General features: G+C 60.4%; 23 protein-coding genes. 18 read left to right on the top strand and 5 right to left on the bottom strand.

Annotated elements, in window-relative coordinates; translation table 11 throughout:
- Positions 1-5: 5 nt before the first annotated feature.
- From IEW17_RS05890 to IEW17_RS05860, 7 genes are all read left to right on the top strand, one after another.
- On the top strand, positions 6-674 hold the full coding sequence (locus IEW17_RS05890) for an ABC transporter ATP-binding protein (RefSeq protein WP_188561116.1): 669 nt from the start codon (positions 6-8) through the stop codon (positions 672-674).
- 161 nt (positions 675-835) lie between these two features.
- Positions 836-2,083, top strand: a complete 1,248-nt coding sequence (locus tag IEW17_RS05885) for an ABC transporter permease (RefSeq protein ID WP_188561099.1) — start codon at positions 836-838, stop codon at positions 2,081-2,083.
- 28 nt (positions 2,084-2,111) lie between these two features.
- The gene (locus IEW17_RS05880) at positions 2,112-3,311 is read left to right on the top strand and encodes an ABC transporter permease (RefSeq protein WP_188561098.1); all 1,200 of its coding nucleotides are present in this window, start codon (positions 2,112-2,114) and stop codon (positions 3,309-3,311) included.
- Positions 3,312-3,456: 145 nt separating this feature from the next.
- Positions 3,457-4,161, top strand: a complete 705-nt coding sequence (locus tag IEW17_RS05875) for a head GIN domain-containing protein (RefSeq protein ID WP_188561097.1) — start codon at positions 3,457-3,459, stop codon at positions 4,159-4,161.
- A gap of 92 nt (positions 4,162-4,253) precedes the next feature.
- Positions 4,254-5,639 carry a sigma-54-dependent transcriptional regulator gene (locus tag IEW17_RS05870; RefSeq protein ID WP_188561096.1) on the top strand — a complete coding sequence of 462 codons (1,386 nt, stop codon included), beginning with the start codon at positions 4,254-4,256 and terminating at the stop codon, positions 5,637-5,639.
- A gap of 23 nt (positions 5,640-5,662) precedes the next feature.
- Entirely contained in the window at positions 5,663-6,970 is a 1,308-nt protein-coding gene (locus IEW17_RS05865) for a sensor histidine kinase (protein ID WP_188561095.1), read from the top strand.
- Between the two features lie 418 nt (positions 6,971-7,388).
- On the top strand, positions 7,389-8,720 hold the full coding sequence (locus tag IEW17_RS05860; protein ID WP_188561094.1) for an ammonium transporter: 1,332 nt from the start codon (positions 7,389-7,391) through the stop codon (positions 8,718-8,720).
- Between the two features lie 59 nt (positions 8,721-8,779).
- Here the strand turns inward: IEW17_RS05860 and IEW17_RS05855 are convergent, their stop codons facing one another.
- Positions 8,780-9,487 (bottom strand): SAM-dependent methyltransferase, encoded by a 708-nt coding sequence (locus IEW17_RS05855; protein ID WP_188561093.1) that lies wholly within the window; start codon positions 9,485-9,487, stop codon positions 8,780-8,782.
- A 120-nt stretch (positions 9,488-9,607) separates the two neighbouring features.
- Positions 9,608-10,384, bottom strand: coding sequence for an alpha/beta fold hydrolase (locus tag IEW17_RS05850; protein ID WP_188561092.1), 777 nt, complete (start codon positions 10,382-10,384; stop codon positions 9,608-9,610).
- A 351-nt stretch (positions 10,385-10,735) separates the two neighbouring features.
- Between IEW17_RS05850 and IEW17_RS05845 the strand changes: the two genes are divergently transcribed.
- From IEW17_RS05845 to arfB, 4 genes are all read left to right on the top strand, one after another.
- Entirely contained in the window at positions 10,736-12,079 is a 1,344-nt protein-coding gene (locus tag IEW17_RS05845; RefSeq protein WP_188561091.1) for a carbohydrate porin, read from the top strand.
- Between the two features lie 213 nt (positions 12,080-12,292).
- Entirely contained in the window at positions 12,293-13,018 is a 726-nt protein-coding gene (locus IEW17_RS05840; RefSeq protein ID WP_188561090.1) for a head GIN domain-containing protein, read from the top strand.
- 309 nt (positions 13,019-13,327) lie between these two features.
- Entirely contained in the window at positions 13,328-14,278 is a 951-nt protein-coding gene (locus IEW17_RS05835) for a 3-oxoacyl-ACP synthase III family protein (RefSeq protein WP_188561089.1), read from the top strand.
- Positions 14,279-14,377: 99 nt separating this feature from the next.
- Positions 14,378-14,782 (top strand): alternative ribosome rescue aminoacyl-tRNA hydrolase ArfB, encoded by a 405-nt coding sequence (gene arfB / locus IEW17_RS05830; RefSeq protein WP_188561088.1) that lies wholly within the window; start codon positions 14,378-14,380, stop codon positions 14,780-14,782.
- Between the two features lie 14 nt (positions 14,783-14,796).
- Here the strand turns inward: arfB and IEW17_RS05825 are convergent, their stop codons facing one another.
- Together IEW17_RS05825 and mgtE are read right to left on the bottom strand one after the other, a co-directional pair.
- Positions 14,797-15,549 (bottom strand): hypothetical protein, encoded by a 753-nt coding sequence (locus IEW17_RS05825; RefSeq protein ID WP_188561087.1) that lies wholly within the window; start codon positions 15,547-15,549, stop codon positions 14,797-14,799.
- Position 15,550: 1 nt separating this feature from the next.
- A complete protein-coding gene (gene mgtE / locus IEW17_RS05820; RefSeq protein ID WP_188561086.1) occupies positions 15,551-16,927 on the bottom strand; it encodes a magnesium transporter in 1,377 nt (458 codons plus the stop codon).
- A 194-nt stretch (positions 16,928-17,121) separates the two neighbouring features.
- Between mgtE and IEW17_RS05815 the strand changes: the two genes are divergently transcribed.
- Both IEW17_RS05815 and IEW17_RS05810 read left to right on the top strand, forming a co-directional pair.
- Positions 17,122-17,937, top strand: coding sequence for a cyanophycinase (locus IEW17_RS05815; RefSeq protein WP_188561085.1), 816 nt, complete (start codon positions 17,122-17,124; stop codon positions 17,935-17,937).
- Positions 17,938-18,031: 94 nt separating this feature from the next.
- On the top strand, positions 18,032-19,087 hold the full coding sequence (locus tag IEW17_RS05810; protein ID WP_188561084.1) for a toxin-antitoxin system YwqK family antitoxin: 1,056 nt from the start codon (positions 18,032-18,034) through the stop codon (positions 19,085-19,087).
- A 48-nt stretch (positions 19,088-19,135) separates the two neighbouring features.
- On the opposite strand, the gene IEW17_RS05805 is transcribed toward IEW17_RS05810, so the two are convergent.
- Positions 19,136-19,495: a YraN family protein gene (locus IEW17_RS05805; protein WP_188561083.1), complete on the bottom strand. Its 360-nt coding sequence runs from the start codon at positions 19,493-19,495 to the stop codon at positions 19,136-19,138.
- A gap of 132 nt (positions 19,496-19,627) precedes the next feature.
- On the opposite strand from IEW17_RS05805, the gene lipB reads away from it, so the two are divergent.
- The 5 genes from lipB (at position 19,628) to IEW17_RS05780 (ending at position 24,127) form a co-directional block, all read left to right on the top strand.
- Positions 19,628-20,425, top strand: a complete 798-nt coding sequence (gene lipB, locus IEW17_RS05800) for a lipoyl(octanoyl) transferase LipB (protein ID WP_188561082.1) — start codon at positions 19,628-19,630, stop codon at positions 20,423-20,425.
- 30 nt (positions 20,426-20,455) lie between these two features.
- Entirely contained in the window at positions 20,456-20,872 is a 417-nt protein-coding gene (locus tag IEW17_RS05795; protein WP_188561081.1) for a hypothetical protein, read from the top strand.
- 91 nt (positions 20,873-20,963) lie between these two features.
- The gene (locus tag IEW17_RS05790; protein WP_229748832.1) at positions 20,964-22,025 is read left to right on the top strand and encodes an MraY family glycosyltransferase; all 1,062 of its coding nucleotides are present in this window, start codon (positions 20,964-20,966) and stop codon (positions 22,023-22,025) included.
- An 8-nt stretch (positions 22,026-22,033) separates the two neighbouring features.
- Positions 22,034-23,221, top strand: a complete 1,188-nt coding sequence (locus IEW17_RS05785) for a DUF4271 domain-containing protein (RefSeq protein WP_188561080.1) — start codon at positions 22,034-22,036, stop codon at positions 23,219-23,221.
- Positions 23,222-23,296: 75 nt separating this feature from the next.
- Positions 23,297-24,127: a uroporphyrinogen-III synthase gene (locus tag IEW17_RS05780; protein ID WP_188561079.1), complete on the top strand. Its 831-nt coding sequence runs from the start codon at positions 23,297-23,299 to the stop codon at positions 24,125-24,127.
- Positions 24,128-24,190: the final 63 nt, after the last annotated feature.

The raw sequence follows: 24,190 nt of genomic DNA, 5'->3' as shown, positions 1-24,190 counted from the left end.
CGCCGGTGCTCCGCCTCACCGATATCGAGAAAATCTACCAGACCAAAACCATCGAAACCGTGGCCCTGAACCGCGTGAACATGACCATCAACCGGGGCGAGTTCGTGTCCATCATGGGTCCGAGCGGTTGCGGCAAATCGACGCTGCTGAGCCTGATGGGCTTACTCGACGAGCCCACCAGCGGCACCATTGAGATTGATGGCCGCGCCGTGCAGTCGTTTTCCGACCGGGAGCTGGCGGGCCTGCGCAATTTAAAAATCGGCTTTGTCTTTCAGAGCTACCATTTGATAAACGACCTCGCCGTGCTCGATAACGTGGAGCTTCCCTTGCTCTACCGGTCGGGCATGAGCGGCAAGGAGCGCCGCCAGCGCGCCCTCAATGCCTTGGACAAAGTAGGACTGAGTGCCCGTACCACGCACTTTCCCAGCCAGCTCTCGGGCGGGCAGCGGCAGCGCGTGGCCATTGCGCGGGCCCTGGTCGGCGGGCCGGAAATCATTCTGGCCGATGAGCCCACCGGCAACCTCGATTCGGTGATGGGCGAGGAAATAATGGCCCTGCTGCTAGACCTGAACCGCAACGAAGGCACGACCATCGTGATGGTGACCCACGACGAGCAGCAAGCCCGGAAAACCCAGCGCCTGATTCGGCTTTTCGACGGCAGCCAGGTTGGCTGAAGGGCTTAAAAAAACAGAAGAACGTCATGCTGAGCGTAGTCGAAGCATCTCGCTCGGGTCACTAATCAATGAGGTTTTCACGATTGAATTACTGCTGCACGCGAGATGCTTCAACTGCGCGGATGACAGATAAGTACGGCGTCTTACTACACTTTAAAATCATGATAATCAGCTATCTAAAAATTGCTTGGAAGGTCTTGCTGCGCCGCAAGTTCTTCACCGCCATCAGCCTGTTCGGCATCAGCTTCACGCTGATGATTTTGCTGGTCGTGTACGCGTTCTACGACCACACGGTGGGGCCGCACACGCCCGAGAAAAAGGTCGACCGGCTGGTGTTCGTCAACCGGATGACAGTGGGGTTCAAGGACGGCGGGCAGAACAACGGCACCGCTAGCTATGGCTTTCTGGAGCGCTACGTGCGGCCGTTGCGAACGCCCGAAACCGTTTCCATCAGCAGCTATTTTGGTTCGACGGCGGCTTACGTGGGCAATCAGAAGCTCGACGTGGATTTGAAGTACACCGACGGGCAGTTCTGGCAGGTGCTGGATTTTGATTTTCTGGAAGGGCGGCCCTACACGGTGCGCGAAGTGGGGGAGGGGGCACACGTGGTGGTCATCAACGAGCGGACCAGCCGGGCCTATTTCGGTACGCCGCGGGGAGTGGTGGGACGCACCCTCGAAACCGACCGGGTGCGCTACCGCGTGGTGGGCGTGGTGCGCAACGTGCCCGGTATGCGTTTCAACTCCTATGCCGATGCCTGGGTGCCCATCACCACGGGCACGTTCGATGCCAAAGACCAGGGCCTGTTTGGTAACTGCCTGGCCATTATGCTGGCCCGCCGGCCGGCGGATATTCCGGCCATTCAGGCCGAATTCGACCAGGCCATAAAGCGGGTGCCCGTGCCCGACCCCAAAACGCAGGACAAGGTGAGCTCCAGCGCGAGCACCTTGCTGGCCTCGCTGGTGCGCTGGGTGAATAACGACAACGGGCCCAACGACGGCGTGCGCCAGCTGCTGGGCAAGGTGCTGGCCTTCGCGTTGCTGTTCATGCTGCTGCCGGCCCTCAACCTGGTTAATATCAACGTGAGCCGCATTCTGGAGCGAACCTCCGAAATAGGGGTGCGCAAGGCGTTCGGGGCCACGTCGGGCACGCTCATTGCGCAATTCTTGGTCGAAAACATTCTGCTCACGCTGCTGGGCGGCTTGCTGGGGCTGGGGCTGGCCGCCGGCATGTTGGCCCTCATCGACGGCAGCGGGTTCATTCCCTACACCACGCTCACGCTCAACCCGCGCATTTTCGCCAGTGGGCTGCTGCTGAGTGTGCTGTTTGGGCTGCTCTCAGGGGTGTACCCGGCCTATAAGATGTCGAAGCTGCACGCGGTGCAGGCCCTGAAGGGCAGCAGCAACTAATTCTTTCACCCTCAGCGCGCAACTCGCCATGCTACGCCACCTGTTTACCCTGATTTGGAACCGCAAGCGGGCCAATGCTTTGCTTATTGCCGAAATATTTTTTGCCTTCGTGGTGCTGTTCGTGCTGGGCAGCTTGCTCGTGGACAGCTACCGCCGCTACACCATGCCGCTGGGCTACCAGTACGAGCAGGTGTGGTACGTGGCGATGGACCCCGGCAACGAGCCCGCCGCCCGTCAGGATGCCACCTTTCTCCGGGTCATTCGCAGCCTCAAGGCCCTGCCGGGTGTGCGCAGCGTGTCGACTACGCTCTACAACACGCCTTTTTCGTTCAGCGACAGCAGCGGAGACATCAAAGTCAACGGCCGCAATGCGAACTGCGACCGTTATGCTGGCGGCGATGACATGGCCGATGTGTTGCAGCTGCAACTGGCCGAGGGCCGCTGGTTTGACCGCCGCGATGACGCGGCCACGCGCAAGCCCGTCGTTATCAGCTCCGAAACCCGCGCGGCCTTGTTTCCTGCTGGCCCTGCGCTGGGCCAAATCATCACCTCCACCAATACCACCGATGGCGAGATGCAAGTAGTGGGCGTGCTGGCCACCACCTACCGTAGCCGGGGTGAGTTTCAGAAGCCCAAGCCGGCCTATTTTCGGCGCAGTCAGCCGCTGCTGGCCGATGCCGACACCACCCACCTCGATAAACCCTTGCTGCTGGTACGCGTGCAGCCCACCGCCACCGCCGAGTTGGAACAGCGCATGACCAAGGAGATTGCGGCCGTATCGGGCGGGTGGAAGGCGGCGGTGACCACGCTGCCCGAGGAGCGCACCATCCGCATGAAATTTGCCCTGGCCCCAATGGGTGCCATGGGGCTGGTGGGCCTGTTTCTCATTATTAATGTAGCGCTGGGCTTGTTCGGAGTGCTCTGGCAAACCATCAACCAGCGCCGGGCCGAGATTGGGGTGCGCCGGGCCATGGGGGCCACCGCCGGCCGCATCAGCGCGCAGATTCTGGGCGAAACGCTGGTTGTGACCACCTTCGGCCTGGGGCTGGGGCTGGTGGTGGCCGCGCAGTTTCCGCTGCTCGGGGTGATGGATATGAAAACAGGAGTCTACCTCACGGCCATGCTGCTGGCCACCGGGCTGATTTATGCCCTCACAACCCTTTGCGCGCTCTACCCCAGCCGGTTGGCGGCGGGTATTCATCCGGCCGTGGCGCTACGCGAGGAATAGCACGCCCTTGGCCACCAACTATCTTTTCGCCCCGCAGTAACGAATAACCACTTCGCCTGGTAACCCAAGCAACCCCCTGCCACGGAACTGCATCAGGCCACTCAGACACCGTTCCATTTCTTCTCTCACCTTTCTTGCAAACATTATGAAAAACCTCACCACGCTCGCCCTGCTCTGGTTGCTCGCCCTCGTGCCCGCACTGGCCCAAACTGCTCCCCAGTCCCGCACCGTGGGCAGCTTCCGCGCCATCGAAGTCGGCAATGGCATTGAGCTGCGCCTCACCTCGGGCCAAACCCAGCGCGTGGAAGCCAGTGCCGACACGCCCGAATTGCTGGCCCGCATCAAAACCGAAGTGCGCGATGGCATCCTGAAAATAACGTTTGACCGTGAAATGGGGGATTTCTGGAGCAAGAAGGTGAACAACCGCAACTTGCGCGTGAACGTGACGGCCGCCGCGCTTACAGGCCTGCAAGCCAACAGCGGAGCCAACGTAGAAGTAATCGGTGCCTACGCCACCGATAAACTGGATTTGGGCGTATCGTCGGGGGCCACGCTCCGGGCCGATTTTACCGCCAACACTCTGCAAGCCAGCGTGAGCAGCGGCGGCGTAGCCACGGTGATGGGCAAAATCCAGCGCCTCGACGTGCAGGCTTCCAGCGGCGGCGTGTTCAGGGGCGGTGACTTGCAAGCCAAAGCCTGCGACGCCTCGGCCTCCAGCGGCGGCACTGTGGCCGTGGCCGTGCAGGAGTCTCTCACTGCCAATGCTTCCAGCGGCGGCGATGTGCGCTACAGCGGCTCGCCGCAGGTAACGAAGCGCACCAGCAGCGGCGGCAGCGTGAAAGGGCGGTAGTAAGTAGCGCGGACTCTGCGAGTCCGCGTGTGAATGAAACCCGACGATTTTCGCCACTCGCGGACTCGCAGAGTCCACGTTACACCCAATCCATGTTTCTCATCGTCGATGACGACCTCGCCATCCGCACGTCGCTCAAGCTGCTGCTGAAGCAGGCCGGCTACCCCGCGCAGGCCGTGGCCACGCCCGCCGAGGCCCTGGCCGCCGTGCGCGAAGCCGCCCCGCGCCTCGTCCTGATGGACCTGAACTACTCCCTGGCCACCACCGGGGCCGACGGCCTGGCCCTGCTGGCGCAAGTGAAAGCCCTGGCCCCGCAGGTACCCGTCGTTCTCATCACCGGTTGGGGCTCTATTGAATTGGCCGTGGCCGGCATGAAGGCCGGCGCCGCCGAGTTCATCACCAAGCCCTGGCACAACGACCACCTGCTCCAGACCATTGAAACGGTGCTGGCCCTGCACGAAACTGCCGTGCCGGAGTTCCAGGAAACCCCCGCCGCCAGCCGCCGCCAGCTCGACCAGCAGTTTCAGCTAGCCGACATTATCGGCCAGGATGCCCAACTATTGCACGTATTGCGCCAGGTAGGCCAGGTTGCCGCTACCGATGCCGCCGTGCTCATCGAGGGCGAAAGCGGCACCGGCAAGGAGCTCATCGCCGAGGCCATTCACCGCAATAGTCGCCGTGCCCGCCAGCCTTTTGTAAAGGTTAACCTGGGCGGTATTTCCAGTAGCTTGTTCGAAAGCGAGATGTTTGGGCATCGCCGTGGCGCGTTCACCGATGCCAAAACCGACCGCGTGGGCCGCTTCGAGCTGGCCAACGGCGGCACCATTTTCCTCGATGAAATTGGGGAGTTGGAGTTGGCCAGCCAGGTAAAATTGCTGCGCGTGCTGCAAGACCGTACCTACGAAGTGCTGGGCGACTCGAAGCCCCGTCGGCTCGATATTCGCGTGATTGCCGCCACCAACCGCAATTTGGCCGAGATGGTCACGCAAGGCCGTTTTCGGGAGGACTTGTTTTACCGCATCAACCTGATTTCGGTGCGCCTGCCCGCCCTGCGCGAGCGCCCCGCCGATATTCCGCTGCTCACCCAGCACTTCATCGCGCAGCTGCGCGCCACCTACCAGCGCCCCGGCCTGAAAGTGGGTACCCGTGCCCTGCACTGGCTGCGCGAACAGCCCTTGCCCGGCAACATCCGCGAGCTGAAAAACCTGGTGGAGCGCGCCGTGCTCGTCAGCGGCCAGGAGGAACTGGGCCCCGAGGATTTTCAGGCCAACGCCAGCCAATCGCCCAATCACTCAGCTACTCAGTCACCGTTGCCATCCCCCGGCACCATGACCCTCGAAGAGCTGGAGGGGCAGATGATTCGGCAAAGCCTGACGCACTACGCTGGCAACATCAGCCGCGTAGCCAAGTCGCTGGGGCTGAGCCGGGGCGCACTATACAGAAGGTTGGAAAAGCACGGAATTCCGTTTGATGCATAGGACCCAAATTTGCATCTTACCTCATGACGCTCCGCCTCAAGTTCATCCTGTTCGTCGTCCTCATCCATGCGGTGCTCATCGCGCTGGCGGCGCAGCTGCGTACCACCAATCCGGCGTTGTTCATTGGGAGTGAGGTGCTGCTGCTTGTCAGCATTGTGCTCACCGTGCAGCTGTACCAGGGTTTTGTGCGGCCATTTCAGCTCATTGCGGCGGGCACAGCGGCTATCCAGGCCAAGGATTTCTCGATGAAATTCGTGCCCGTGGGCCAGCGCGAGATGGACCAGCTCATCACGGTTTACAACCAAATGATTGACGCGCTGCGGCGTGAGCGAGTCAGCCAGCACGAGAAAAGCATGCTGCTGGAGCGCCTCATCCAAGCTTCGCCGGCGGGCATTCTCGTTTTGGATTTTGAAGGTCGGATTGAAAGCGCGAATGCCGCTGCCGCGCGGTTCATGGGCCAGCCGGCCGCCGCGCTGCCGGGCCAGCTGCCCGCCGCCCTGCCCGGAGCCTGGGGCCCGGCCCTGGCCGCCCTCACCGAAAGCCAGCCGCAAATGCTGCGCCTCTCGGGCCTCGCCACCTACCGGGCCACCGCCGCGCATTTCTTGGACCGGGGCTTCACCCGCCGCTTCGTGGTGCTGGAGGAGCTGACCCGGGAGCTCATCCGTCAGGAAAAACAGGCCTACGAACAGCTGATTCGGATGATGGCGCACGAAATCAACAATTCTATTGGGGCCATCAACTCCATTCTACACAGCTTCCACCACTACGCCCCCCAGCTAGCGGCCGACGACGAGCCCGACTTCACCCAGGCGCTCGACGTAAGCATTACCCGCAACACCCAATTGGCCAACTTCATCGGCAGCTTTGCCCGGTTGGTGCGCCTGCCCCCGCCCACGCGCCAGCCCACCGATGTGCACGCGTTGCTGCACGGCATCGGCCGGCTCCTGCAGCCCCAGAGCGAGCAGCGCCAGGTGCAGTGGCATTGGGCCCTGGCCGCCGAACCACTCATTATCAGCCTTGATGCGCAGCAGCTGGAGCAAGCCCTGCTCAACGTCGTCAAAAACGCCCTCGAAGCCATTGGCGAAAACGGCAATGTCTGGGTGCGCACCACGGCCGAGCCCCCAACGCTAATTATCGAAAACGACGGCACCAGCCTCACGCCGGAAGTCAGTCAGCAGCTTTTTACGCCCTTTTTCAGCACCAAGCGCGACGGGCAAGGCATCGGCCTCACGCTGGTGCGGGACATCCTGCTGGCGCACGGCTTCACCTTCTCGTTGCAAGCTGAACCGAATGGCCGAACAGCCTTTCGCATTGATTTTGCCCAAGGGTAACGGTAGTTGAGTGCCTGAACAAAATTAAACGAGGTATTAGAGCAGTTTCGAAGTTCGTGCACGTGGGCGATGTAGCGTGGACTCTGCAAGTCCGCGCCCGGCCGACACGCGGACTCGCAGAGTCCACGCTACACGTACACTAACCCCGGAACCGCTCTAGGGCGTCATGCTGAGCTTGTCGAAGCATCTCTACCGCGCTTCGTCAGGGCCTCAACGAAGCGGTAGAGATGCTTCGACAAGCTCAGCATGACGTTCTGATTGCACAGTTAATTTAGAACAAGCACTTGGATTAGAAAAACGCACTTTCGATAATATGACCTATTTATTGATAGGGTGTTTCAGTAAAAAAACAGTTTCTGATAAAATTACCTGTCAAAACAGATGGTCTAATTCAAAAAGTATGTAACTTATTTTCTAAATGACCATAGAAAATATAGTTACATCGAATCGTAAGCAGCGCTTGGCTACGCTGTGTCTGGCCCTGTTGCTCATCCTGGCGCTGGTGGCCGCCCTGTTACCCCAAGACCATCCGGAGGCCCGGCCGAATGCCTTCGTCGCGGCCGACCTGGCCTGGATGCTCACGGCCTCCGGGTTGGTGCTATTTATGGTGCCGGGGCTGGCTTTTTTCTACGGCGGCATGGTGAGCAAGCGCAACGTTATTTCTACCATGCTGCGGAGCTTCATTGCCTTAGGGGTGATTTCGCTGCTCTGGTACGTGGTGGGATTCTCGCTGGCATTTGGCGACAGCATCGGCGGCATCATCGGCAATCCGCTGACTTTTCTGCTGTTTAACCACGTAGGTACGGCCCCGCACCCGCGCCTAGCCCCCAACCTGCCGCTGGTGCTCTACGCGGCGTTCCAACTGAAATTCGCCATCATCACCCCGGCCCTCATCAGCGGGGCCTTTGCCGAGCGTATTCGGTTCTGGGGCTACCTGCTGTTCATGTGCCTGTTCAGCTTGCTCATTTACTGTCCATTGGCTCACTGGACCTGGCACCCCGACGGCTTTCTGTTCAAGTGGGGCGTGCTTGACTTCGCGGGGGGTACGGTGGTGCACATCTCGGCGGGTTTTGCGGCCCTTGCCGGGGCGCTGGCGCTGGGTCGGCGCGAAACCCACAAGGCCGGCCATCAGCACATTCCTGTCAACATTCCGTTCGTGCTGTTGGGTACCGGTCTGCTGTGGTTTGGGTTCAATGCCGGGTCGGCTCTGGCTGCGAATACGGTGGCGGTGCAGGCATTCTTTACCACGCACATGGCTTCCGCTGCCGCCATGCTCACGTGGATGCTGATTGAGGCCGTGCGCGGGCAGCGGCCCTCGGCGGCAGGCGCGGCCATTGGGGCAGTGGTGGGCCTAGTGGCCATCACGCCGGCGGCGGGCTACGTGAGCTACGGCCCGGCGCTCTTTATTGGCGTGAGCGCGGCGGCCGTCAGCGCCTGGGCGGTGGCGCTGAAAAATCGCACGAACCTAGACGATACCCTCGACGTGTTTCCTTGCCACGGCGTGGGCGGCATTGTGGGCATGATTCTCACGGCCGTGTTTGCGCGGCAGGGCGGGCTCATCACCGGTTCCGCCACGCTGCTGCTGCACCACCTAGGCGCGCTGGTGTTTATTTCGGCCTTCACGTTCGGCGGCTCGTTTCTGCTCTACAAGCTCACCAACCTGCTGATTCCGATTCGGGTGAATGCCCGCCACGAAGCCGATGGGCTCGACGTAAGCCAGCACGGTGAAACCATGCTGGCAGCCGCGTAGTGCGGACTGTTAGTCCGCGAGTAGACTGATTCGTGCAACTCGCGGACTAATAGTTCGCGCTACATTCCGATTATAAATACCGTCGGAATCTTGTGCAGCTCCGGGGCGGGCAGCCGTCGCCAGTCGGCTACGGGCAGCGTTTTGATGAACTCGCCGGCTCCGGTTACATCAGCCGCCACGCACAGGCGGGTGCCGGGCTGCAGGTGGGCCAATAAATCGGTGAACAGTGCTCCGTTGCGGTAGGGTGTTTCGATGAATAGCTGCGACTGCTGCCGCTGCTGCGCCTCTTTTTCCAGCGCCTTGATGGCTGCCACGCGGGGCGCTTTCTCAATGGGCAAATACCCGTGAAAGGCAAATTGCTGCCCGTTTAGCCCGGAAGCCATCAGGGCGAGCAGCAGCGAGGATGGCCCCACCAGCGGCCGTACCCGCAGGCCCAGCCGGTGCGCCTCGCGGGCCAGCGCCGCGCCGGGGTCGGCAATGCCGGGGCAGCCCGCCTCGCTAAGAATGCCGGCGTCAATGCCCTCTTTCACCAGCGGGGCCAGGGCGGCGCGCACTTCCGCATCGGTGCTGTCCTTGTCGATAACCACGAAGCGGATATCCTCAATCACGCGGTGCGGGGCCACGCTCTTCACGAAGCGCCGGGCCGTGCGCGCATTCTCTACCAGGAAGTAGGGGAGGGCCGCTACGGCGGCTACCACCTGTGGCGGTAGCACCTGCGGGGCTGTGTCGTCGGCCAATGGTGTCGGGATAAGGTAAAGCATTTTCAATGGGAAAGTAGCTTGGACTCTGCGAGTGCAGCGAGCCGCTTGCGCTTGGTTGATATTGAACGAAATGCGCGAGTGCAAGCGGCTCGCTGCTCGGACTCGCAGAGTCCAAGCTACGTGTGGTCAGCTCAATGCGAAAGTCTTTACCAGCCCAAATACCTCCTCCGGTTTTTCAGCGTGTACCCAGTGGCCGGCGTCTACCACGGTGGCTACTTCGGAGTTGGGAAACAGGGCCGGAATGCCGTGCAGCTTGTCGTCGGTGGTGATGTAATTCGACTTGCCGCCCCGGATAAATAAGGCCGGCTTGAGGAACGGCTCGCCGATGGTGGCCTCACCCACGGCGGGCAGCTGCGCGGCCAATACTTCCAGGTTGATGCGCCAGGCGAAGGAGTTGTCCTCTTTGCGGTACAGATTTTTCAGCAGAAACTGCCGCGTGCCCAGGTTTCCAACGTACTGGGCCAGAGCTGTGTCGGCCTCCTGCCGGTTGGTAATGGCGGCGAGGTCCACGGCGTGCAAGCCTTCAAGAATATCATCCTGGTGCTCCATGTCGGAGAAGCGCGGGGCAATATCCACCACAATGAGCCGGGCCAGGCGTTCGGGGTGGTCGAGGGCGAGGCGCATGGCTACTTTGCCGCCCATGCTGTGGCCCATCAGCGTGGTGTCGGGGCCAAGTTGGAGGTGGTCGAACAGGGCCAGTACGTCCTGCGCCATCACGGCGTAGGTGTGTTCCGGATTGTGAAAGGAGCGGCCGTGGTTGCGCAAATCCACGCTGATAACGCGCAGGCCGGCCTCGGTAGCCCAGCGCCGGGCCAGCGTCTGCCAATTGTCAAGGGTGCCAAACAGGCCGTGAAGAATGACCAGGGGCCGGCCTTGGCCTTGGTCGAGGTGGTGAAGTAGCATGGGGCAAAAGTAGCGAAAGCCTCCCCGGCTTGGCCGGGGAGGCTTGTGGCACACGCGCTGCGCTGGTAGTGACAAGTCGGGCCGCATAGCCCCGCCGGTGATGCCTATGGGCTGCATCATACCAACGCTGCTGAGCGGGTTTTCTATGAAGCAGGTCTGCGCGTGCGGCCAGTATTTGCCGAACTACTGGGCTGGGGTATGCAGTACCTGGGGCGCGCGGGCGGCAGCCCGGTAGCCGGGCCTTGCGGTGGAAGGATAAGCCGGGGCGGTTGGCTTCATAGTATGCACACGCAACGGGGCACACATTTGGGGTTCATCCTTGTTTTTCGTGCTTTTTCGTTCCGCTTCGTTTTGTTAAAATCGACCATTTTGCTACTGGGTAGCGCATTGCTGTTGGCTGGGTCGGCGCGTGCTCAGGTTACGCCGCCCGGTACCGCCACGCCCACTACTCCGCCTCCGGCCGCGCCGTCGCAGGAGCCCATTCGCCAGCCCAGCGCCACCACGCAGTCCGGCCGGGTACAGCCGCGCAATTGGAGCCTGCACTTTCAGCAAACGCTCATCGACCAGTGGCACAACGACCTGCGCACGCCCTACGCCGGTACTTACAGCCTTGCCGACCGCGAATCGGCCAAGCTCTCGTTCACATCAACGTTGTTTATCGGCCGGCGGCTGTGGAAGGGGGCGGTGCTGTATTTCAACCCCGAAGTAGCCGGCGGCAGCGGTCTGAGCGGAGCCCGGGGCATTGCCGGCTTTCCCAACGGTGAAACGTTCCGCATCGGCGACCCGTCGCCCAATCTGTACCTAGCCCGCTTGTATTTGCGGCAGACGTTTGCGCTGGGTGCTGATACCGACGTCGACGAAGACGACCTCAACCAGCTGGCCGGCCCCCGGCCCCGGCGCTATTTTGCCGTGAACCTGGGCAAGTTAAGCGTGGCCGATTTCTTCGACCAGAACAGTTACTCGCATGACCCGCGCACCCAGTTTATGAACTGGAGCCTGATGAGCGCCGGGGCCTGGGACTACGCCGCCAACACCCGGGGCTACACCGTGGGCGGCGTGCTCGAATACGTGACGCCCGCTTTTGCCCTGCGCGTGGCCTCCACGCTGCTGCCCACCTACGCCAATGACCCCACCCTCAACTTCCACTACGGCACCGCCCACGCCGAAACCGTGGAGCTGACCAAAACCTACCGCCTGGGCGGGCGGCAGGGCACGGTGCGGGCCCTGGGCTTTCGCAACGTGGCGGCCATGGCTACCTACCGCAGCGCCGTGGCGCTGGGCCAGGCCACCGGCACGGCGCCCGATGTGGAGGCCGTGCGCCGCGCCGGCCACACCAAAGTCGGCTTTGGCCTGAATGCCGAGCAGACGCTTACCTCAAACGTGGGCGTGTTTACCCGCGTCAGCTACAACGACGGCCGCAACGAAACCTGGGCCTTCACCGAAATCGACCAAAGCGCCAGCCTTGGGGTGGCGAGCACCGGCACCCGCTGGCACCGGCCCGATGACCGCCTCGGGGCCGCCGTGGTCGTGAACGGCATCAGTACCGAGCACCGGGCCTACCTGGCGGCCGGCGGCTACGGCTTTATTATCGGCGACGGGGCCCTGGACTATGGCCTCGAACAGGTGGGCGAAGTGTACTACAGCCTCAGCCTGCCGCGCTACCACGCCAGCATCAGCCCATCAGCTCATCATTAACCCGGCTTACAACCGTGACCGCCGTGGGCCGGCGCACGTGGTAGCCCTGCGGCTGCACGTCGAATTTTAAGCTGCCGGCGTTGTTCATAAACAGCTATTCGCATCATGGCGGCCTGAAGCAAGGCTGAGTAAATTGGTCCAGGCAACCCCAGTGCGTGTTACTGCATCATTAAAAGACAAGGTTTTAATCATTCACTTTTCCCTCTTTTTCTGATGAATAAGCTACACGTTAAATCGATTGGCACCGGGCTGCTGGCACTGGCCGTGGGAGTACTATCAGCCTTCAGCAGCCTCCGGCCCGATACCCAGCGCGAAACCCGTACGGTAGGGGTGTTCACCGGCATTAGCCTCGGCGGTTCGGCGCACGTCATTGTGAAGCAGGGCAGCCCCCAGAGCGTGGTGGTGGAGGCCAGTCCCGAAGCCCTGGCCGAATTCGAAACCGTGGTGGATGGCCAGCAACTGCGCCTGGGCTACCGCCACGATAAGAATAACTACAAATACAAGGACCGCGGCCCCGTGACGGTGTACGTGACCGCCCCCAGCCTGGCCGCGCTGAAGGTAGGCGGCTCGGGCAAGCTCGAAGTCGATGGTCCGCTCAAGGCCGACGCCATGCAGCTGGCCGTGGCCGGCTCGGGCTACCTGCAAGTGCCTCAGCTCACGGCCGATGCGCTCGAAACGGTGCTGTCCGGCTCGGGCGATGTGCAGGTGGGTGGCAGCAGCCCCCGCCACGATGTGCGCGTCAGCGGCTCGGGTAATGTGAAAGCCCACGACCTGAAAGCTGAAAACTGCCAGGTGCGCATCAGCGGCTCGGGCAATGCCCACATTTACGCCAGCCGGGCGGCCGAAGCCGCCATTTCCGGCTCGGGCTCCGTGTACGTAGCGGGTGGTGGCCAACTCAGTAGCAAGGTGAGTGGCAGTGGGCGCATCACGAAAGAATAGCAGCGGAACGTATCCTGGTGTTGCTATATTATTCTGAAGCTGTTTAGGAATTCAAAAAAACCTGAGTGACCGTCATGCCGAGCGCAGCCGAGGCATGGGCCCGGACGGTCCGAGCGTCATGTCTCGGCTGCGCTCGGCATGACCGACTGATAAATTACTAAACAGCTTCTCTGGCAGTTAGCAAAGGCCAACCAGCCCTGGCGTATAAGATTCGGGCATGTTAGGGACTTGGGCCGACCGCCGTCGGCTACTTGCCGTACCTTTACGCAGCCGCAAGGCAAGCCAGAATTTCCCACCCAACACCACCCTGTGTACCTTCACCATGTGGCTGCCTACCTTCCGGAGGCCATCGTCACCAACGCTCACTTTACCCGCCTCAACGGCTTGGCCGATGAGTGGATAATTGAGCGAACCGGCATCCGGGAGCGCCGCAAAGCGGCCCCCGGTGAAAACGCCAATACCATGGCCATTGCCGCCACCCGTGCCGCGCTAGCCGCTGCGCCTGACTTTGCTCAGGCTTCCATCGACCTCATTGTGGCCGGCACCTACACGCCCCACGATACCATTTTTACGGTGGCGCACGCGGTGCAGCGCGACTTGGATATCAACGAGATTCCAACGGTGAGCATTTCCTCGGCCTGCTCATCGCTGCTCAATGCGGTGGAAATCGTGGAAGGCTACTTTGCCATGGGCAAGGCCACCCGCGCCGTGGTGGTGGTGAGCGAGCACAATACCGCTTACAATAACGAGGAAGACACCATGGCCGGCCACCTCTGGGGCGATGGGGCCGCCGCGCTGCTGATTTCCAAGGAGCGCATCAGCCCCGACGACCTGCTCATTACCGAAGTCATCACTGGTGGCGCGGCCCCCGTGGGCAAGGCCGATGAAGCCGTGACCCTTAAGCCGGTAGAAAAAGGCATCGTAATGCCGTTTGGTCGCGACGTGTTTCAGCAGGCCTGTATCTACATGGCTCGCGTGACGCAAACATTGCTTGACCGACATCACCTCGCCGCCAACGAGCTGACCTATCTCATTCCGCATCAGGCCAACCTGCGCATCTCGAAAAACGTGGTGAAGCAGCTGGGCATCGACCCGGAACGTGCCGTGAACAACATCGAGCGCCTCGGCAACACGGGGTGCGCCGGAGCGGCCATCGGCCTTTCCGAAATCTGGAGTACGCTAAAGGACGGCAATAAGGTCATTATCACCGTGTTCGGGGGCGGTTACTCCTACGGGGCGATGCTGCTGGAAAAGAATTGAAAATAAAAAATGAAGAATTAAAAATTGCGGGCCGCAGATTTCCCATTGGGACCTATCAGCCACTTTTAATCCTTCGATTTTAATTTTTAATTCAACCCCATGCTTCCGCCTGCCGTCGCTTTTTTGCCCGAAATCACCTTCCAGACCAGCCGCTCCAGCGGCCCGGGCGGGCAGAACGTGAACAAGGTAGAATCGCGCGTGGAGCTGCGCTGGCACCTGCTGGAGTCGCAGCTGCTGAGCGACTCGCAGAAGGTGCTCATTCTGGAGAAAATAGCCAATCAGCTTACCGCCGAAGGGTTGCTGCTCATTACGGCGCAGGACGACCGCAGCCAACTGCGCAACAAGGAAATTGCCCTGGCTCGGTTCCATGAGCTGTTGCTGCGCAGCCTGCGCCGGCCCAAGCCCCGCAAGGCCACTAAGCCCAGCAAAAGCGCCGTGCGCAAGCGCCTGGAAGGCAAGAAGATTCACGGTGAGAAAAAGGCTAACCGGCGACGGTTGGAGTAGTTACGACCACGGTCTTAGTTCAAATCCAAGCCGAACAGCACGCCGAACCACGGCTTGTGTTGGTATATCCAGTAAGAGCCATCGGGTCCCAGCAGTTGGTCGATGCCCATGGCCAAGCCGATATTGAAAGCCCGGGCATCGTAAATGGCGGCAATGCCGCCGTGCAGTACCAAGCCCTCGTAGTCGGCGGTGGTGGGGCGCGGGCCGGTCACATCGGCAGAGATGAACGTGGAGCCCGCGCCCACAAACGCGCCGTAGCCAATGCCCGTGGCCCGAATGTGCGGAGTGGCCCCAAACGGCGTGGCGCGCTTGGTGCGCAGTGAATAAAAATCGAGCCGCTGCCCCACGTAGACGGCGGCGTTGAAGTTGGTGTTGAGCTGTATCGGAACCCCGCCGCGCGGCGGCCGTGCTTTGAAGGGAATCGTGAACACGTCGAGGTCGAGCCGGCGGCGCAACAGCAGCAGGCGTTGGGTGGGCTGCAGGTGGTAGCGGTAGGTGCGGGGTGCCGCGGTGCCGCTATTGGGGGTGAGCAGTAAGGTATCGGCGTGCTGCTGAGCGTAGAGCGGGCCGCGGGGCAGTTGGGCGGCCAGCGAGTCGGAAGTGGCGTGGTGTACCACGCGGTAGTAGTCGTCGTCGAGCTGCGTCACGTTGCCCACCACGGCGCAGCCACTCAAGGCGAGTGCTCCGCCAGTGGCGAGCCCAAGCCCTAGTTGGCGCAGCGTGGGGCAGCCGGCCCGCAAAACGCGCAGCTGAAACCAGGGCTGCATATCAGAGCAGCGTGCCGCGCAGCAGCACCAGCGCCACGGTGAAGTAAATAATAAGCCCCGTTACGTCGACCAGCGTGGCTACGAATGGGGCGGAGGACGTGGCTGGGTCCAGCCCCAGGCGCCTGAGGATGAGCGGCAGCATGGAGCCCGCCAGCGAGCCCCACAGCACGATGCCCACCAGGGCCACGCCCACCGTGAGGGCCACCAGCAGCCAATGCGGGCCGTAGATAGGCGATACCATTTGCCACAAGGCAATACGCCCAAAACCTACCACGCCGAGAATCACACCCAAAGCCAGGCCTGAAAGGATTTCGCGGCGCAGCACCCGCCACCACTCGCTCAGCGTGAATTCGCCGAGGGCCATGGCCCGGATGATGAGCGAGGTAGCCTGCGAGCCCGAGTTGCCCCCGGAGCTGATAATGAGCGGAATGAACTGCACCAGCACAATGGCCTTCTGTAGCTCGCCCTCAAAAAACTGCATGGCTGACGCCGTGAGCAGCTCGCCCAGAAATAATATCACCAGCCAGCCGGCCCGTTTCTGCACCATGCGCATGAGCGGCGTGGCCAGGTAGGGCTCGTCCAGCGCCTCGGAGCCGCCGAGCTTCTGCATGTCCTCGGTGTCTTCCTGCTCGCGGATGCTCAGGATGTCGTCGATGGTCACGATGCCGAGCAGGATGCCTTGGTTCGAAACCACGGGCAGGGCGTTGCGGTCGTTGCGCCGGAAAATATCAATGGCATCTTCCTGGTCCTGGCTGGCGGTGAGCTGCACGAAGCGGCGGTCCATCAGGCTGCGAACCTGGGCCGTGGGGGCCGAAAGCAGGAATTCCCGGATGCGGATGTCGTCAATCAATACACCTTGGGCATCGGTCACGTAGAGCATGCTCAACGTTTCGGACTGCCCGCCGTGCTGCCGGATGAAGTCGAGCACCTGCTGCACCGTCCAGTTCTCGCGGATGGCAATGTAATCGGGTGTCATCAGGCGGCCCACCGAGTCTTCGGGGTAGCCCAGCAGCTGCAGCGTCACCTTGCGCTCTTCCTCACTCAGGCTCTGCACCAGTTCGGCCACGAAGTTGGCGGGCAGAAACTCGAGCAGGGTCGTGCGGTCGTCCGGCGACATCTCGTTGAGAATATCGGCCATTTTATCCTGGGCCAGGTTATCGAGAAAGTGCCGCTGCACCTCCAGATCGAGGTATTCAAACACCTCGGTAGCCAGCTTCAGGGGCAGCAGCCGGAAGATGATGAGCTGCTCCCGCTCTTCTTCCTCTTCGATAAGCGCCACCAACTCCGACGGTTGAAACTCCCGGAGTACCTGCTTCAGCTTGAAAAATTCGCCCTCCTGAATCAGGGACGTGATGGTTTCCACGGTCTGCGGCTGCATGAAAAGAGGGGCGGAGGGTGCTTCGCTAGGCAAGCGGGGTTGAGGGAGAGAATACGCGCCACAAAAGTAGGGCGAACGGGATGGTAAACGAGAAAGGGCCACCGAGAAATGCGCAGGACGACAGCTGCATCTGGCGATGCTCCAATGCCAGTTCCGCTTGCCGCGCCCCATCTTGCGGCCCCAAACCCGTGTTTATGCCCGATGTTTCTTCCGTTGCCGCGCCCAGAGGCACACTCGCCGTACTCGGCGGCGGCGACGACGACCCGCTGCTTGGTCTGCTGGCCAGCCTGCTGCCCGACCGCAACCTGCCCATTGAGGTGCTCACCACGGCTACCCGCCGCCAGCCGGCGCGTACTGCCGCGGCCTACGCCCACGCCTGGCACCAGTTGGGCTGCCCGCACGTGCGTCACCTGCAGGTGAATGAGGAGCATCCCGCTGACGACCCCGCCACGCTCACGCGCCTGCGCCGGGCCGCGCTCGTATTCATGAGCGGCGGCGACCAGGAGCGCCTCACCGACTTCCTGCTCAATACTGAATTCCTGAGCGTACTCAAGCACAAATACCAGCACGAGGCCGGCTTCATCGTGGCCGGTACCAGTGCCGGCGCTTCGGCCATGGCGGAGTTTATGCTGGTGGATGGCCACGGCTGGCGCAGCTTGCTGGGTGGCCGCATTGAGGTGCAGCCGGGACTGGGGCTGTTGCCCGGGGTGCTGCTCGACCAGCACTTTGCCGAGCGCGGCCGCTACCCGCGCCTCATGCACGCCGTACTGGCCCAGCCCGAGCTATTGGGCGTGGGCCTGAGTGAGGAAACGGGCCTGCTCATCCGGCCCGACCAACCCGCCGTTGTATTCGGTGATGAAGCCGTGGTTATCATCGACGCGGCGCATGCTACCCACAACAACCTGCCCGGCCTACCCGATGGTCAGGTCATCAGCGGCCACGGCCTGAACTTACACGTGCTGGTGGCCGGCCAGCAGCTCAACATAGTAGCGCGCGCTGTGCGGCCGTGAGGTCGGTATTTGTCCGGCGGACTGTTCCATCACAGGGCGGGCACCAAACCATCCTACATTTGCGTTGATGCCGCGAAAATAATCCGTGCGATTCATGCGTAATTCCCGTTTGTGGCTGCGGCCGCTGCGTTTGCTTTTTGTGGCTTTGGGGCTGTTCACGCTGTTACCGTGGGCCTGCACCCGCAAAACAGTTTCCTTCAATAGCAACCCTGAGCAGCCGGCCCTGGCTATGCTCGAAGTCGATACCCTGACTCGCACCGCCGATACGCTGGGCGGCAAGCCCTCGCTGAGCACGGCCCGCAAAGCAGGGCTCACCAAAGAACAGGAGAAGGCGGCCAAGGATGCCGATAAGGATGCCCAGCGCAAAGCCAAAAAGAAGAAGAAAAACGTCTTTTTGGGGGAGAAAATCAAAAAGGCTTTCACCAAGACCGGTCCCAAGGGGCGCAACCAGATTGTCGAGATTTTCTATTTCCTGAAGTACCCGAAAACGCTCAATACCTACGCCCCAGCCCACTATTACCACGACACCAAGAAGCACAAGGTGCTGAAGCTGGCAGCTGTGGAAGAAGAGGCCCCCGAGCTCAAAATCATGCACGGCCCCTATAAGAAGCTGCAGAATAACAAAGTGCTCGAAACCGGCTATTATGCTTTGGGTACCAAGCACCTGCGCTGGGAGCGGTTCGACAAAAACGGCGTGCTGCTGAGCAAAATCCACTACGAGATGGGTTTCCCGCGCGATGCCAACGTGAGCTACTACGGCGAAGACCGCAGCCTCATCAACGAAGTGGTGCCCTACGTGAACGGCAAGCTGGAAGGCGACTATGCCAAGTTTCTCATCAATGGCCAGCCCGACTGGCGCGGGCAGTTCGACAACGGCCGGCGCATCGGCGTCTGGACCAAATACTGGGGTTTCCGGGGCCGCCGCCACTACGAATACCAGTACGCCGAATCGGGCTATGACCCGGAAGTATCCGAGCCGGAGCTCATCCGCGAGTACAACCGCAACGCCACGCTCATTTACGACAAGGAAAAGAACATCGACAAGCGCGGCCAGCCCGAAGCCGAAGACCGGCCCGGCCAGCGCCGGGCCATCGTCCCGTCCCGTCCCGTGCGCAAAGCCGCCCCCAAAGTGGCCCCAAAGCGGCGTTAGTCCACTTATGTGCGTGGGTGCTAGCGGGCAGCGGGCAGAATCAGCACCTCAATAAAAGGCATCCTCAAAGTGCTCAATTCGAAACCCCTGGCAGAGTAAGGTCAGGGCCACGATGTCGAAGCGGATGTCGCCGCGCCAGTCCAACTCCTCCTGTAGGTGCGTGGCGGCCAATCGAAACAGCTCTTTCTTGCGCGCCGAAACAAAGGTTTCGGGCGTGCCAAACTGGCTTGAGGAGCGGGTTTTTACTTCGGCAAATACCAGCAGCTCGGTACCGCGTCGCAACACGAGGTCTACTTCGGCCCGGCCGTGGCGGTAGCTCCGCGCAACTACCTCAAAGCCTTGAGCCAGGAAGTGGTCGGCCGCGGCTGCTTCGCCGGCTTGGCCTAGTTCGTGAGGAGCGTGGGCCATGGGAGAGGGGCAGCGCCGTGGGTAGTGAAGGGTGGGAAGCGGCCGCAAGTAAGCGCAGGCCAACCGAAGGAAGGCGCAAGCTAAAGCTTACCCGCCTTAGTACCTTTGCGCCCGGTTTCACTAACTCCCACCATGGCCTCTGCTCCAGAAGAACAGTTCTCGTCGCAGTTGTTCGACGCTCCTCAGCTCCCCGCCCGCAACCAGGTAGTCCAGGTGCAGCGCTTGGGCTTGGTTGAGTACGTGCCCACCTGGCAGCTACAGGAAGCATTGATGGACGCCACCCTGGCCATCAAAAGCCAAAACCGCTTGGCTGAAACCACCGGCGCGGCCCCCGTACCCACGCCCAACCACTTGCTGCTCTGCGAGCATCCGCACACCTACACCTTAGGCAAAAGCGGCAAGCCCGAGCACTTGCTGCTCGATGAAGCCGCCCTTTTGGCTCACGAAGCCAGCTTCCACCGAATCAACCGCGGGGGCGATATCACCTACCACGGCCCTGGCCAGTTGGTGGGCTACCCCATTGTCGACCTCGATAACTTCCGGCCCGACATTCACTGGTACCTGCGCACGTTGGAGGAGGTGGTAATCCGCACCCTGGCTGACTATGGCCTGAATGCCGGCCGCATTGTTGGCCTCACCGGCGTGTGGCTGGGCTGGGAAGCAGGTGCCCCCAACCCGCGCAAAATCTGCGCCCTCGGGGTCAAGTGCAGCCGCTGGGTCACGTTGCACGGCTTCGCGCTCAACGTGAATCCCGACCTCACGTATTTCGGCCACATCGTGCCCTGCGGCATCACCGACAAGGCCGTGACCTCTCTGGCACAAGAGTTGGGAGGCGGCGCGGCCGTATCGGTAACCGAAGTGCAGGAGCGCCTGCTGCCGCACTTGCTGGAACTGTTAGGCGCTCAGCCCGCTGCATCCAACACCTATTAATTATCCGTAAATCAGTTAAATCCACGGTTCGTGAAGCAAGATATTTCGTTTGACCCGGTCGAAGGCGTTTCTGTGGCCGTCGTTCCCGATGAGCAGGCCCTCATGCCCGAAGGCCAGTCCATCTGGCAGGTTTACCTGCTCAATCACAATCCATTTCCCCTGCAAAATGTCATCATCAATGCCAACGGCTACGGCCTGAAGGAAGACGGCGAAAAGGTGCGTACTTCCACGCTGCGCTTTCTCTTTGAGGAAGTTCCACCTCACGCCGCTGTTCCCGTCGAACCCTTGGACTCAGCCCTGTTTCACCTCAACAATCAGTATTGGGTGAGCTACTACCGGGGTGACCAGATTTTTGATAAGAAATTTATTTTTGTGCCCGATTCTATTGTGGCTGATAATTTTACCCAAATTGCCTTGCTCGATAAGGTAGGCGTTCTGCATAGTTAAGCTCCCGTCGCTCTTTCACCCCGCAGCTTTCCTGTGGGCTTCTACTGCCTCTTTTTCTAACGTATTGCCGATGAATCATCTCGATATTTCTTTGGGTTTATCTTGGATGTGGGCGTTGCTGGTGTCACTGTTTGCGGTGCCGTCCATCATCTATATCGCCCATCTCAAAAACATGCTCGATACGCCCAATGGCCGCACCGTGCACCAGTCGCTCACGCCGCGCCTGGGGGGCGTAGCGGTATTCGCCGGCTTCATGTCGGCGCTCACCATTTTCGCCCCTTTGCAAAACGGTGCCAAAGAGCTGTTGGCCGGTTGCATCATCCTGTTTTTTGTGGGCCTGAAGGATGACCTGGTCGGCATGTCGGTTTCCAAAAAATTCGTGGGCCAGCTATTGGCCACTGGTATTGTCATGGTGATGGCCGATGTGCGCATCACCAGTTTTCAGGGCATTCTGGGCGTTGGCGTGCTGCCCATTGGCGTTAGCTACGCCTTCACGTTGGGGGTCATTGTGGGCATCACCAATGCCATCAACCTTATCGATGGCCTCGATGGCCTCGCGGGTACCATCGTGCTGATTGTCTGCGGCACCTTTGGCTACTACTTCTATGCCTACGGCGGCCCGGACTACAGCAATTTTGCCTATGTAGCCATCTGTCTCATTGGGGGCTTATTAGGGTTTCTCCGCTATAATTTTCACCGGGCGCCCATTTTCATGGGTGACACGGGCTCGTTGGTTTGTGGCTTCATTGTGTCGGTGCTGGCCATTCAGTTTATTGAAATGGGGGTTCGGGTGGGCCAGCCTTTCGGTTCGTCGGCGCCGTCAGTGGCAGTCGGCATCCTGTTCGTGCCACTTTTTGATACCATTCGGGTGTTCTCGCTGCGTATGCTGGCCGGTCGTTCACCCTTTTCTCCCGACAAAAACCACATTCATCACCGCATTCTGGCCATGGGCTTTTCGCAAATCAGTACGGTGCTACTTCTGGGCTTGCTCAATGTGCTGGTGGCAATGCTGGTCATCCGGTTTGCCTACTTTGGCAACACGATACTTATTGTCGCGTTGGTCATCTTTTCGGCGCTGCTGAGCGTCTTTTTTGGCGTGTACCAGAGCCGGATTTCCCGCCGCCAGCTCATGGCGTCCGAAAACGCTCAGTAACGTCTTCCATGCTAGCCCACGGCTCCTTACGCACCTGCTGGCAATGGCTGTGGAGCCTGTTGCTATTGGCTGCTGCGGCTTCTCCGGTGCGGGCTAGCGAGTACCGCCAGTTGCCCCCCGCTGCCCCCACCGCGCTTTCAGCCGACTGGCTCATTCACGATGCGGCCCGGAATCGCCTCATCTTCTACCTGCCCAGCTACCACCAGCCCGCGCGCGTCTACTATCAGTGGGTGCGCGTGAGTCATAGTCAGTCCTTCCCGCTCTCGTTTGCCGCTCAGCCGGGCTTGAGTTTGTTTTTAGATAATCAACTCATTTTCACGGCGCGCACGGCTACTACCTATTCCCTCAACCTCGCGCAGTTGTTGCCCGCTCGCCTAGCCGATGGCAACCACTTACTGGCCGTGTGGCAGCCCGACGGTGCGCCCGCTTTGGCTTCCTTCTCGGGCGTAATTCTTCCCAGCACGCTTGCCGGCCGTTCTCAGAACGAAGTAGGGCAGGCCCAACCCCGCCTGCCCGGTCCCCAGGGCCAGACGGTGTACTTGGGCTTCCTGCTCGTGCTGGGTCTGTCCTACGGGGCCGTGCGCGCCACCTACCAGCCCGGTCTGGCGCGCATTTTTCAGATTGATGAGCTGTTTGGCAGTGGCAGTGACCAACAGGCTTTTCTTGCCAAGCCGGCGTTCTCACTCCTCAATCTGCTGCTGGTGTTGCTGTTTGCGCTCTCGTTCGCCCTGCTGCTCACCGCCATCCACACCGACCTGCAGAACCTGCCGCTCCTGCGGCGCTTCTTCGACGTACCCGAAACTGCCATTGTAGCCCGGGTGCTCCTTTACACGGTTGTCATTACCATTTTTGTATTTGGCAAATATATTTATATCAGTATTTTAGCTTATATTTTTGGACTGCAACCCCTCGTCAATGTGCAGTACCGGGAGTTTTTGCGCACCACCCTGCTGTCGGGGCTGTTTCTGCCGTTGGCCCTGCTGCTCTACCTCAGCCTCAACGGTGGTTTTCCGCGCGCCGTGACGTGGGCTGCTAGCGCCGTCATCGGGATAGTCCTCATCGGTACCGTGTTACGTGTAGCCCAGACGTTGCACCACCATGCCTCGCTGCTGAATCTGCATTTGTTTGCCTACCTTTGTGCCACTGAAGTTCTGCCTTTACTGGTTCTTCTTAAACTTATTGTGTTCACGTACTAATTAGCCAAGGCTAGTCTGTTCGCGGTAGTTCATTTTCCTCTTCCTATTGTCCTAGCATTACCCTTTTCTTCCTGTATGGCCGAGAGTGCAGATAAGCCGGGCACAGGCCGGCACGCCACGCGCATTAAGAGCATCCTGGTTACCCAGCCCAAGCCCACAAACGACGTTTCTCCCTACTTTGCCATCGCCGAGAAATACGGCATTAAAGTGGACTTCAGGGAGTTTATCGATGTGCAGCCCGTTTCCTACAAGGATTTTCGGCGCGAAAAAATAAATATATTGGAATTCACAGCTGTTATTTTTACCAGCCGGAATGCCGTTGACCATTTTTTTCGCATCTGCCAGGAAGCCAAGCTGGAAATGCCGGCTGAAATGAAGTACTTCTGTATTTCTGAGCAGACGGCTAACTATCTCCAGAAGTACATCGTCCTGCGCAAACGCAAGCTTTTCGTTGGCGAGCGCACGGCTGCCGACCTGTTCGATGTCATCAAAAAACACAAGGGCGAGACCTTTCTTTACCCGTGCTCCGACATCCGCAAGGATGACCTGCCCGTGTTCATGCGGGCCAACAACCTGAAGTTTTCGGAGGCTGTCATCTACCGCACGGTAGCCAGCGACCTGTCGGACCTTGCCGAAGTGAAGTACGACTGCATTGCTTTCTTCAGTCCTTCCGGCATCACCTCCCTGTTCATCAACTTTCCCGACTTTGTGCAAGAAGGTACCCGCATTGCAGCGTTTGGCCCTACCACCGCCAAAGCTGTCGTTGATGCGGGGCTGATTCTCGACATTGAGGCTCCGCATCCCAACGCGCCGTCAATGACGGGGGCCATCGAGGCATATATCCGGCGGCACACCCAGCCCGAAACCGGAAAAGCAGCTTCCCAAAGTACTAAAAGCACTACTTAAAGCGTTTTTAAGCAAGTGACAACCGGCGCAAATAATTTTTGCGCCGGTTTTTTTGGTTGAATT

This window comes from Hymenobacter frigidus, assembly GCF_014640435.1.
GTDB classification, from domain to species: domain Bacteria; phylum Bacteroidota; class Bacteroidia; order Cytophagales; family Hymenobacteraceae; genus Hymenobacter; species Hymenobacter frigidus.
This window is presented reverse-complemented; position numbering and strand designations above follow the sequence as displayed.